Here is a 12082-nt window from a genome sequence, read left to right on the forward strand (position 1 = left end):
GAGGACATTTAAAATGATCGAAATTAAAGTACCTGAGCTTGCAGAATCTATTACCGAAGGAACTATTTCACAATGGCTTATCAACGTAGGCGACAAAGTTGAGAAAGGTGGCAGCGTTGTTGAGCTTGAAACTGATAAAGTCAATGTAGAAATCATTGCAGAAGATTCAGGTATTGTATCGAAGTTACTAGGCGAACCTGGGGATACAGTTGAAGTTGGCGCAACTATCGCAATTTTAGATGCTAATGGAGCACCAGTTGCAGTAAGTACACCTGCTCCAGCTGCTGAGCAACCAAAACAAGAAACAGCTGAAGCACCGAAAGCTGCAGCTCCAAATGCTGAACAAACTACGGGTCTACAAGGCTTACCAAATACGAACCGTCCTATTGCATCACCAGCTGCTAGAAAAATGGCTCGTGAATTAGGAATCGACTTAAACGACGTACGTAGCACAGATCCACTTGGACGCGTGAGACCACATGATGTACAAGCTCATGCTGCAGCACCAAAAGAAGCACCAGCTGCTCCAAAGAGTCCAGCTCCTGCTCCAGTTGCAAAAACTGAATTCGAAAAACCAGTTGAGCGTGTGAAAATGTCCCGCCGCCGTCAAACAATTGCAAAACGTCTTGTAGAAGTTCAACAAACATCTGCAATGTTAACAACATTTAACGAAGTTGATATGAGTGCGATCATGGAATTACGTAAAGAACGCAAAGATGCTTTCGAGAAAAAACATGATGTACGTCTTGGCTTCATGTCATTCTTCACAAAAGCAGTTGTTGCAGCATTAAAACAATTCCCATTATTAAATGCTGAAATTCAAGGTGACGAGCTTATCATCAAAAAATTCTATGATATCGGTATTGCAGTAGCAGCTCCAGATGGATTAGTTGTTCCAGTTGTACGCGATGCTAACCAATTAAACTTCGCTGAAATCGAAAGTGAAATTCGTAATTTAGGTATGAAAGCACGCGATAACAAACTTTCATTAAAAGAACTACAAGGTGGTACATTTACAATTACAAACGGTGGTGTATTCGGTTCTCTAATGTCAACACCAATCCTAAATAGCCCACAAGTAGGTATTTTAGGAATGCATAAAATTCAAGTACGCCCAGTTGCAATTGATGCAGAACGTATGGAAAACCGTCCGATGATGTACCTTGCACTATCTTACGATCACCGTATTGTTGATGGTAAAGAAGCAGTTAGCTTCCTTGTTGCTGTTAAAGATATGCTTGAAGATCCAAAATCATTATTATTAGAAGGTTGATAGATTTTTAACCTATTAAAGGCTGTAGAATGAATCATTCTACAGCCTTTTTTTATTTTGTTCATACGGGACAAATTTCATGACATAAAGTAATAATGTATGCCTAAACGTAAGGAGGATTAAAATGAATAACCTTCCAATTCATGCAAAACTTAAAGTAAATAAGGATACTTTCTTCCTCCCCGACTCAAACGGGGGTGTCTATTTTCGAAATAACGCCAGTTCATTTCGCATGGACGGTGCTGGAATTTATGACTGGATTGAAAAACTAATGCCAATGTTTAACGGGAATTATTCTTTAGCAGAAATAACCGATGGTCTCCCTCTCCCCTATCAAAATCGCGTATTTGAAATTGGAGAGATTTTATATGAAAATGGTTTCGTTCGCGATACAAATCAAGATGAACCTCATGAATTAAACAGTACATTACTCGACAGATATGCTTCACAAATTGAATTTTTAGAAGCTGATTCTCATTCGGGTGCTTTAAAATTCGAAACGTACCGTGGGGCAAATGTCCTTGTACTTGGTTCTGGGGATATGCTTACTTCCTTAGTTTCTTCTTTATTAGAATCTGGTTTACCTACATTTCATTACCTCGTTACAGATCGGGATGAAACAAACTATGACAGAATACATGAGCTAATAGAACGTGCATATGAAGTTGATAACACTGTACTCCTTCAAGAAATCGATACTACAATTGACCGTCCTTTGCATGAAGTATTCGAACCTTTTGATTGGATTTTATATGTTTCTCAAAATGGAGACATTGACGGTTTAAAGACAGTTCACACTATTTGTAGAGAAGCGAAAAAGAATTTCATACCAGCTATTTGTTTATCAACACTCGGTATAGCTGGACCTGTCGTAACGGAAAATCGTGATGAATGCTGGGAATCTGCATGGCATCGTCTACATGAAACGACTTTGCAAAATGAAAATTCATCTGATTCCTTCTCACCCATTACATCTGCAATGTTAGCAAATGTAATCGTTTTTGAATTATTTAAGCATGTCGCGGATGATTCACATCGGGAAAAAGGATCACAATTCTTTTTATTAAACTATGAAACACTCGAAGGAACGTGGCATCCTTTTATAAAACACCCTCTTGCAACTGATGAAAGTTTTACAATTGATACGATAGAGAATCTTTCTGAAAAACTTGAGCATCGGTCTAACCAACATACTTCAACTGATGTATTCCAATTTTTCGATTCATTAACTTCTAAAGAAGCCGGTATATTCCATGTATGGGATGAACAAGATTCATATCAATTACCGTTATCACAATGCTATATTCAAGTAGCCAATCCACTATCAGATGGCCCAGCTCCCCTCCTGCCTCTTATGACTTGCAGTGGATTGACCCATAATGAGGCACGCCGAGAAGCTGGTTTAACAGGAATTGAAACATATGTAGCAGAAATCATTCACCGCCTTATTCCTGAACATAACGATATCGGTATCGGTGCTGGAGAAACGATGACAGAAGGTTTTTACCGCGCACTACAACAACATTTAAACAATAAACTGTATGAACGGCAGTCACATACGCTAGAAGAACTTACAACAATTGATTTAACTGACATTCACGATAAGCATTGTAGATTTTATTACGATGCTCTCTCTACAATCCATGAAACACCTACAATAGCAATGAGTGAAGAGATTCTTAGTTTTCCTGTCGTTTGGATTGGTATAAATGATAGATGGTACGGTGCATCTAATATAAATATGACGTTAGCGTTACGAAACGCACTACAACTGGCACTCTTTCACATTCAAAATGAAGAGATTCCTTACAGAGCTAATATTTTGTATGACTCATCTATTATTTTATATGACACTGATTCTTTTAGAGTGGAAATACAACCAGAAGAAGAAATTCCAAATGTGCAATCTTTACAGCTTGCCTTACAGCATTTAGAAGAACATAATTTTTATCCTTTCGTGTTTGATTTAGCAATCGAACCATTTTTGAAAGAAAACTTAGACGGTGTGTATGGGGTATTAATTGCAAAGGAGGATGGTCTATGACTCGAAATATATTGCTTATAGGAGATGGCCTACTTGCAGACTATGTACATGATCAATTATGCGAACAATATTCCATCATTCGCCAACATACCATTACAGAAGAACTCCCTGAAAATATTCACCTCGCTCTCGTATTACATGACGGATCTCCTTCTACTATTCATCATGATGCTGAACTTATTTTTCGCTCAAATCATATTCCGTGGCTTCGCGGTTTCACTTCATTTGGCGAAGGTATTATCGGTCCTTACATTCATCCTCTTTCATCTGGCTGTTCTCATTGTTCTGATGGACGCCGATTTATCGCTGGCTTCGATCAACAAGAAATGTGGGAACTACAGCGGAAATACGCCTTTAAAGCCGACAATGTAACGAGGCGTGATGTACGCGCCACCCAAAATGGAATGTTACAAATGTGCCATCTTATTCGCGTAGAAACAGAGAAAATATTAACTCATAACCATTCTTCTTTAGAAAATGAACTTATTTTACTCAACTTACAAACATTACAATGTACGCGGCATTCTTTTCTTCCAGATCCTCTCTGTCCTATATGTAGTAATTTACCTGATGATACTGCGGATGCGGCGGAACTTTCTTTACAACCGAGCTTAAAAGTAAGTACTGAAACGTATCGCTGTCGTTCCATTCATGAGTTAAACACATTTTTAACGAGAGACTATTTAGATTATCGGGTCGGTATGTTAAACGGCAAAATGCAGCATTCTTTATTACCATTTGCTGATGTCATTATAAACATGCCATTAATGTTCGGAAATGAAGGTGTTGCGGGACGAACTCATTCATTTGCAGTGAGTGAAGCAACTGCTATTTTAGAAGGTTTAGAACGATATTGCGGTATGTCGCCTCGTGGGAAAAAGACAAATGTGCATGGTAGTTTTCATGATTTAGAGGAACATGCACTGAATCCCCTCACACTCGGTGTACATACAAATGAACATTACAATCGCGATAGTTTTCCATTTAAGCCGTTTGATCCTGATTATGAGCAAAACTGGGTATGGGGATATTCTTTATCACAAAACAGACCGCTTTTAGTTCCTGAATCAATTGCTTATTACAGCCTCGGTCATCGAGATGCTTTCGTGTATGAAACATCAAATGGATGTGCAATTGGTGGTAGTTTAGAAGAAGCAATTTTTCACGGTATTTTAGAAATTGTAGAGCGTGATGCCTTCTTACTCACTTGGTATGCCGAATTACCTCTTCCCCGCCTTGATCTTAGTTCAGCAAATGATACGGAATTACAATTAATGATCCAGCGGTTACGTATGATTACCGGGTATGAATTACACGCTTTTAACGCGACGATGGAACACGGCATCCCGAGCTTATGGGTAATTGCAAAAAATACGCGTGAAAATGGAATGAACGTTGTTTGTGCTGGAGGCGCTCATTTAGATCCTATTCGAGCTTTAAAAAGTGCCATTCAAGAAATAGCAGGCATGTTACTTATAACAGACGATGAGCTCGAGCACAAAAGAGAGTACTACGAAAAATGCTTACAAGATCCTTATTTCGTTAATAAAATGGAAGACCATAGTATGCTGTACGGATTGAAAGAAACGGAAGAACGTCTTCACTTCCTTTTACGAGAAAATGCACCGGTACAAACGTTCCAAGAAATGAATGTATCACAATCATTTGATATGGATTTAACATCCGATCTTCACCAACTTTTAAATCGTTTGCATCAATCAGAACTTGAAGTAATCGTTGTAGATCAAACCGTCCCCCTTATAGAAAAGAACGGACTACACTGTGTAAAAGTCATTATTCCAGGCATGCTACCGATGACGTTCGGTCACCATCTTACTCGGGTTACAGGACTGGACCGGGTATATACTGTACCAATGACACTTGGATATACAGACGAACCTTTAACGAATGAAAGGTTAAATCCACATCCACATCCGTTTCCATAGTAAAGGAGGGATTTCATGCAGCTAGATACTTTTTTACATCATCTCCATTTCTCTATTGATGAAATTATGCCGAATCATGAGGTGGACTGGAAAGACGCACCGCTTCCTTATAAATTATATCGAAATGTACCTACCATCCCGCTCTCCTTAGAAATCCCGTTATCTTTGCCGAACTCTTCTACTACACCTACTTTAGATGAGATTGGTCACTACCTTTGGTATTCATTTGGTGTAACACAATTATGTCAGCTAAATAGCGAGAGAAATGTATTACGCAGATCCATTCCTTCAGGCGGCGCTTTATATCCGAATGAATTGTATATCTATTTAAAAATTGACGATTATCCAGACGGCATTTACCATTATGACGTCGCACATCACCGACTTATTTTACTTCGCGAAGGAAATTTCGATTCTTATTTAGCAGACGCACTCGGTAATCGCTGTAATATACATGATTGTTTCGGTGCTGCATTCGTATCCACTATGTTTTGGAAAAATTTCTTTAAATACAATAATTTTTCATATCGACTTCAAGGATTAGATAGCGGAGTTCTCATTGGACAATTACTAGAATGTGCAAAACAGTTCGGTTATACGAACGGCGTATACTTTCAATTTCTAGACCGTGCACTGAACCATTTACTCGGATTGTCAGAAGGTGAAGAAAGTGTGTATGCCGTTATTCCTTTAAGTACAGAATCAGAAACTAATTGGTTTCACAATGATTACCGTGAAAATAAAACAGTTACTTCTCATGAGTTGTTGCAACAAATTCCGCCGTTAGCACATGAACATTTCGTTCGCTCAAAACATGTAAATGAACATCCGATGATAACAAAAATAAATGAAGCTTCTATGATTGAATCGACAGAACACTTCCAAACACTACATCATGAAGAGCACTATCAACATAATACGTACGCTGTACAGCTACCGAAAGTAGAACGGTTATCGTATGATTTCCTACAACTTTGTAAAAAACGATATTCTCCTGATGCGGACTTTATTTTAACGAAATGGGATGCAGCTGAGCTCGCTACTTTACTACAAGAAGCGAGCCTCTCCTTCCTCTATTACAACGACCTTGATGGCAAGTATATAAATGAAAATGCACGCGTCTCCTTATATGGATGTTTTTATAACGTGAAAAATATTAAAAACGGGGCTTACGCTTATAACAGTAAAACACATTCCATACAACCCATTCGTTATGGAGACCTTCGTTATCCCCTTCAGTCTAGTATGACGATGGATAACGTAAACCTTTTTCAAGTACCACTTTGCCTACATGTAGTTGGAAAGAAAGATTACTATACACGTGCATTAGGCTATAGAGGATACCGTATTCATCAAATGGAAGCTGGTATACTCGTTCATAAACTCGTTTTTGCTGCAACTGCTATGGGGATGGGCGGGCATCCGTTACTAAGTTTTGATACAAATTCATGTGATCAATTGTACGGAATTGATGCTGGGAATGAAACGTCTCTTATTCAAGTTCCAGTTGGGGCATATCGGGCGCGGAATTGGTTAAAAGGGGCTTTGCATAATTAAAAGCACGCCGTCTATCGGCGTGCTTTTTTAAAGGATTTAATTTATAAAAAGCGAAATGAGTATATATTCTTACATAAAAGGAGAGTTTGACTTGAGCATTTTACAACGATTAATTCAGCAAGCAAAAAATCCTAGCGGAACAATTGGTTCCTCCATGCTTTGTATTATGAACGCTGCACATACGAGATTAATAAATTGGGCATTACAGAAAGTACATATAAAGACAGATGCAGTCGTATTAGACATCGGCTGTGGTGGAGGCAAAACCATACACACTCTTTCAAAACGAACTCCACTTGGGGGAATATATGGGATTGATTACTCCGATCAAGCTGTGAAAAATTCTATACAGACAAATGCAAAAGATGTTCAAAAACAAAAAGTAATTGTTCAACAAGCAAGCGTTTCTTCTATTCCACATCATACGAACTTCTTCGATCTCATTACCGCCTTTCAAACTCATTATTTTTGGCCTGATATTGAACAAGATATAAAAGAAGTATTTCGCGTCTTAAAACCAGACGGCTCCTTTTTATTAGTGGCTGAAACTTTCAAAATTCAATACCATATGGAGAAATTTAAAACAAATGAAGAATTAATAAACCTATTTTATAAGACAGGATTTACAAAAGTGCAATGTTATGAAGAAAAAGGGTGCCTTTGTGTAATAGGAAATAAGTAAAAAAGCAGACCTTTATGGGCCTGCTTTTTACTAAATTAACTTAAAAATACTCTTAATTTGTCTAGCAAATAACCAATTTTTCGTACCGTAGTTATCATTTAAACTATCTAAATTAATAGATTGTCCGTTAGCAAACTTTAATTCTAACGTTGTATTTTTGTCATTTGTTTTTAAATTACTATTTGTAATATCATCATACTTTAATTTTTCAATCTCAATATATTCGTCTTTTTCTTGTCCGATCACGACATGGTCTTGGAAGAAGAAAAATACTTCTACTTTTTTACCGAAACAAAATACATTTTTCGTATAAATTAATGTCGCGTTATCAAGTCCGACACATACTTCTTTCATTTCTTCCACAACGTGTCCAAAGTCTTCTTCATGTCTTGTATTTGATTCAACAATCCATTCTTCGATTGTTTTCATATTAATTGCCATACTGCGCCCCCTGGTTCGTTCATTGCTTCGTTTAAAAAATAAATACTATATGAAAATATAAGCGATTAGTAATATGTTTTCAAGGGGGAACGGTATATTCAAAATAAAGTGAAACTTTAATCAATAGGGGTCTTCATCCCCACTGATTATTAGTTGAACCAATCGGGCTTTTACGGGCAGTTGATCCCCCACCTAACTTCTTTGCTTTCACTGGATTTTGAGGTGGGGGTCTTACTGTCCGCAAATAGCGGGATAAAGTTAAATTTCAAAGTAATATAAAAGGAGCACCAATTTCATTATATTTTAAACGTTTGAACGAGGCATTCTTCAGCATCAATTAGCTGCTCTCTCTCATCAAATTCAATGTTCAGTTCTTTATATACTTTCTTCCAAAACGAAACTGCTGGTACATTTTTTAGAAGTTCGATAACGAAATATTGTCCTCGTTTCTCTTCTAGTAAATTCTCAACAACTTGTTTACCGATTCCTTTTCCTTTATATTGATTCAATATGAAAATATCATTAATACCAAAATCATTTTCCTTCTTCAAAAACGGACGTTCCAGTAGTAATAAGAACCCTACAATACTATGATCAATCTTTATAAAATACGGAGTGATTCCGTCATGTTTCCAAAACATGTGTAAATCTTCGTATTCAAAAAAAACCGTTCGCTCCGATAGTTATATTCATAGTGAACTTAGAAAGGTCATGAAGATATAATGCATACAAATTACGTAATATTTCTTTTTCTGATTCTTGAACTTTTTGAAGTGCTACAATCATAAAAAACTCCCCTTCCACATATGTAACTATTTCCCGATCCTCTTCATTCGACAAAAATGATAATTCCCCTTTAACAAAAAAATAGCACTTTAAAAAGTGCTATTCTGCTCTCCTTGCCGCTTGCTGAATTGGATCCCAAACGCTGTTATATGGTGGTGCATAACTTAAATCGACATCTTCTAAATCATGAATGCTCATTTTATTGAAAAGTGCCATCGCGATCACATCAATACGTTTATCTACGCCTTCTTCTCCAATTACTTGCCCGCCCAATAATTGTTTCGTATCGGAGCGATATAGTAATTTCAAGTAAAGTGGTTTTGCATTTGGATAATAGCCCGCCATATTTGTAGAATCTACTTTGACCGTTTTATACGGAATGTGTAGCCCTTTTGCTTCTTTTTCATTTAACCCTGTTCTTGCGAGCGTCAAATCCATAAATTTAATAATGCCTGTGCCTAACGTACCTTTAAAAGCTCTTCGTTTATCCAGCATATTCAGTCCAGCAAGTCGCCCTTGCTTATTGGCTGTCGTTCCGAGCGGGATATGATCATGAATTTCCTTTATAACGTGGTAATGTGTTGCGCAATCACCGGCTGCATATACGTCTTGCACATTCGTTTGCATATATGCATTTACTTCGATTGCTCCTTTATGATTCTTACGTATATTTGTCCCTTCAAGAAAATCAGTATTTGGCTTCACTCCAACCGACACTAAAACAAGATCTGCTTTATACGTACCTTTATCCGTTTCGATTGCTTCTACTCGTTCATTTCCTTTAAATGCTTTTACATTTTCATTCGTTAAAATTTCAATATTGTGTTTATCTGCTTCTTTATGTATATATTCAGCCATATCTGCATCATAAATCGTACCGATATGATCATTTCGCTCAATCATTCTTACTTTCTTACCAAGTTCGACGAATGTTTCTGCCATCTCTAGTCCGATTGCACCACCGCCAATAATCGTTACATCTTCAACTTTATTCGTTTCTAACGTTTTTAATATGCGCTCAGCATCAGGAATTGTTTTTAAAAGATGAATGCCTTGTAATTCCCGTCCTTCCCATTCTGGCATAACAGGACGCACTCCAGTCGCAATTAATAATCGATCATATGGAAATTCAAAGACATCCTTCGTCTTCGTATGCTCTGCGTACACCATTTTCTTTTCCGTATCTACTTTCGTTACTTCATGACGCACTTTCGCATCAATTCCATATTTCTCACGAAACGTCTTTACGTTGCGCGCGATTAACTTTTCAGTTGAAGCGATAGCACCACTAATGAAATACGGTAATCCACACTGAGCGTATGAATAAATTTCACCTTTTTCTAAAGTTACAACATTTGCACTTTCATCGTTTCTAACAATTTGCATAGCTGCACTCATACCAGCTGCATCTCCGCCAATAATGACATAGTTCACTTTACCACTCCTTCTTTTTTACATACTCTTTACGTTTTCCATATTTTATAGAAATAACACCTACTTCCATTGTAAAGAAAGAGAATTTCATCTTCAAATTTGGTGCACAAACTTATGTATGAATAGGTAACTGTCGTGTCTTATAAACAACATGTTTAATATGCTATAACAGTAACCAATTGAAAGTAGGTGAAATATACATGTGCGCTGGTCTTCTCGCTCAGTTTCCAGAGGAACCGAAAGAACCAAAACCCGCCTTGTCGCTTGATCAAGAATTTTCTATTAACGCAACCATTTATAGTGCTCGTGCTTGGTTATCTAATGATGAAACTTTTCCACAAACGATTTGGAAAGGCTCTCGCTTTGCTTCAGCATCACACGCTGGCAAGTCCATCTTACCAATCGGTACTGTAAAAATTTTAAACTTATCTGATGATACAATAACAGTTACTGCATCATCAGAATCAGATGATACTCTCAAAATAGTCGTACCCCCTCATTCTGAAGGTGTTTTAACATCTAACGCATTATCTGACGTGCAAGCAAGTACATCAGGAGGAGCAAGTAAAGTCACATTCCTCTTTCATATCTTTTTCTCAAGGGATCCTGGTTCAGATAAAAAAAAACCATAAAAAAGGTACAGTTATGCACCGTACCTTTTTTCATGTGTTCTATTCTCTTGATTTAATCAGTTCAATATTATAAGTTTCAATATCTGTTAACGTTCCTGTAAAGTAAGGATTTTCTCTATACCAAGACTGTTTTGCAAAATACGCTTGCATATCTTTCGTTTGAAAAATATGTCCATGCCTTGCATATATTTCATTTCTAGCAATTTTCAACTGTTCTTTCGATAAATAGGTTAAATCTGTGCTCGTTAATTTTCGAATATCACTATCAGGAAAGATGAAACCATTATATACATACCCAGTCGCGGGCGTTGGAGTAACATTATAAACAACTGTTTTTTCTGCACTTTTCGTTTGGAATGGAAGATTATAAGACGAAAGTGCCGTTACCGTCTCTAATTTTGTCGTTTCCCGTCCATTTTCTCCATTTCGTTCTAAATAAATTTTCGCGCTTCCATCAGTCGCTACAGGCCCCCATGTAATTGCTTCTCCTGCGAGCGCTGTAACCGGTTTTTGATTTACGTACAATGTTGCACCAGGCGCGTTCGTTTGAACTGTAATATATTGACCTTGCAACGTTAAATCTATCGTTACGTTATTTTGGCTTTGTTTCATAAGTACAACCTTTTCCTCACGAGATAGTTTTACATAGTCATTTTTATATTCTGATTGAAACACTTGATTTCCCGGAAGAAATGGCCCATATTGCTTCTCAAACTTTTTGTCATCTGTCTTATCAATTTCTTTTCCGTTCATTTTTAACGCTACGCCTTTTTCATTTGTAAGCAAAGTTGTATAGTATGTCTTCGCTTTCAATTTATACCGATCAAATATAAAGAAATACTTTCCGTCTTTCGTTAATGAAAAATCAGCTCTTTCTATTCCGTCCCGTTGTTTTTCACCTTGTCTCAAATATTCTTTTAATTCATTTACGTAAGCTGGATTTTCTTTTATATATGAAAATAGAGGCGTTAAATTCTCTCTCGTTATCATAACCGATGGATCATCTGCCGTAACGATCTCAGCTAATTTCTCTCCGTCCCGCTCTTGTAAAATCGTAATCATCCGGTCTACTTGTGCCACCTGCGTATAATACGATGATCCGTACAAATACAATCCAATAATCGCTATAACAAATAGTGCTAACAGTGTAATGCCAACTTTTGTACCACTGCTCATGTTCTTCTTTACTACAGGACTTCCCCTCTTCATCCCGCAGTTTTGACAAAATTGCACACCATCTTCAAACTGAACTCCGCACTTTGTACATACATTCATTCAGTCAACCAC

General features: G+C 37.2%; 9 protein-coding genes and 1 pseudogene. 6 read left to right on the top strand and 4 right to left on the bottom strand.

Features of this window, described 5'->3' with window-relative positions; all coding sequences use genetic code 11:
• Positions 1 to 13: 13 nt before the first annotated feature.
• The 5 genes from odhB to CQ064_RS03145 all read left to right on the top strand — a co-directional run bounded on the left by odhB (position 14) and on the right by CQ064_RS03145 (position 7502).
• On the top strand, positions 14 to 1273 hold the full coding sequence (gene odhB, locus CQ064_RS03125; protein ID WP_000569892.1) for a 2-oxoglutarate dehydrogenase complex dihydrolipoyllysine-residue succinyltransferase: 1260 nt from the start codon (positions 14 to 16) through the stop codon (positions 1271 to 1273).
• A 124-nt stretch (positions 1274 to 1397) separates the two neighbouring features.
• Positions 1398 to 3317 (top strand): putative thiazole-containing bacteriocin maturation protein, encoded by a 1920-nt coding sequence (locus CQ064_RS03130; RefSeq protein WP_001061546.1) that lies wholly within the window; start codon positions 1398 to 1400, stop codon positions 3315 to 3317.
• Positions 3314 to 5263, top strand: coding sequence for a TOMM precursor leader peptide-binding protein (locus tag CQ064_RS03135; protein WP_000197742.1), 1950 nt, complete (start codon positions 3314 to 3316; stop codon positions 5261 to 5263). The genes CQ064_RS03130 and CQ064_RS03135 overlap by 4 nt, the downstream gene beginning before the upstream one ends.
• Positions 5264 to 5278: 15 nt before the next feature.
• Positions 5279 to 6820 carry a SagB family peptide dehydrogenase gene (locus CQ064_RS03140; protein ID WP_001175539.1) on the top strand — a complete coding sequence of 514 codons (1542 nt, stop codon included), beginning with the start codon at positions 5279 to 5281 and terminating at the stop codon, positions 6818 to 6820.
• Positions 6821 to 6911: 91 nt separating this feature from the next.
• Positions 6912 to 7502 (top strand): class I SAM-dependent methyltransferase, encoded by a 591-nt coding sequence (locus CQ064_RS03145; RefSeq protein WP_000025748.1) that lies wholly within the window; start codon positions 6912 to 6914, stop codon positions 7500 to 7502.
• Positions 7503 to 7532: 30 nt separating this feature from the next.
• Here the strand turns inward: CQ064_RS03145 and CQ064_RS03150 are convergent, their stop codons facing one another.
• The 3 genes and pseudogenes from CQ064_RS03150 to CQ064_RS03160 all read right to left on the bottom strand — a co-directional run bounded on the left by CQ064_RS03150 (position 7533) and on the right by CQ064_RS03160 (position 10163).
• Positions 7533 to 7943, bottom strand: coding sequence for a DUF3908 family protein (locus CQ064_RS03150; RefSeq protein WP_000996808.1), 411 nt, complete (start codon positions 7941 to 7943; stop codon positions 7533 to 7535).
• 296 nt (positions 7944 to 8239) lie between these two features.
• A pseudogene (locus CQ064_RS03155) lies at positions 8240 to 8729 on the bottom strand (GNAT family N-acetyltransferase).
• 99 nt (positions 8730 to 8828) lie between these two features.
• Positions 8829 to 10163: a CoA-disulfide reductase gene (locus CQ064_RS03160; protein WP_001110244.1), complete on the bottom strand. Its 1335-nt coding sequence runs from the start codon at positions 10161 to 10163 to the stop codon at positions 8829 to 8831.
• A 200-nt stretch (positions 10164 to 10363) separates the two neighbouring features.
• On the opposite strand from CQ064_RS03160, the gene CQ064_RS03170 reads away from it, so the two are divergent.
• Positions 10364 to 10795 carry a hypothetical protein gene (locus CQ064_RS03170; protein ID WP_000332399.1) on the top strand — a complete coding sequence of 144 codons (432 nt, stop codon included), beginning with the start codon at positions 10364 to 10366 and terminating at the stop codon, positions 10793 to 10795.
• Between the two features lie 39 nt (positions 10796 to 10834).
• On the opposite strand, the gene CQ064_RS03175 is transcribed toward CQ064_RS03170, so the two are convergent.
• Positions 10835 to 12070, bottom strand: coding sequence for a TcaA 3rd/4th domain-containing protein (locus tag CQ064_RS03175; RefSeq protein WP_001099935.1), 1236 nt, complete (start codon positions 12068 to 12070; stop codon positions 10835 to 10837).
• Positions 12071 to 12082 lie beyond the last annotated feature (12 nt).

The sequence above is a fragment of the Bacillus sp. MYb78 genome, from assembly GCF_002975115.1.
GTDB classification, from domain to species: domain Bacteria; phylum Bacillota; class Bacilli; order Bacillales; family Bacillaceae_G; genus Bacillus_A; species Bacillus_A cereus.

Coding starts and splice junctions, on each gene's coding strand:
- odhB (WP_000569892.1), top strand. CDS start 14: ATGATCGAAATTAAAGTACCTGAGCTTGCAGAATCTATTACCGAAGGA.
- CQ064_RS03130 (WP_001061546.1), top strand. CDS start 1,398: ATGAATAACCTTCCAATTCATGCAAAACTTAAAGTAAATAAGGATACT.
- CQ064_RS03135 (WP_000197742.1), top strand. CDS start 3,314: ATGACTCGAAATATATTGCTTATAGGAGATGGCCTACTTGCAGACTAT.
- CQ064_RS03140 (WP_001175539.1), top strand. CDS start 5,279: ATGCAGCTAGATACTTTTTTACATCATCTCCATTTCTCTATTGATGAA.
- CQ064_RS03150 (WP_000996808.1), bottom strand. CDS start 7,943: ATGGCAATTAATATGAAAACAATCGAAGAATGGATTGTTGAATCAAAT.
- CQ064_RS03170 (WP_000332399.1), top strand. CDS start 10,364: ATGTGCGCTGGTCTTCTCGCTCAGTTTCCAGAGGAACCGAAAGAACCA.
- CQ064_RS03175 (WP_001099935.1), bottom strand. CDS start 12,070: ATGAATGTATGTACAAAGTGCGGAGTTCAGTTTGAAGATGGTGTGCAA.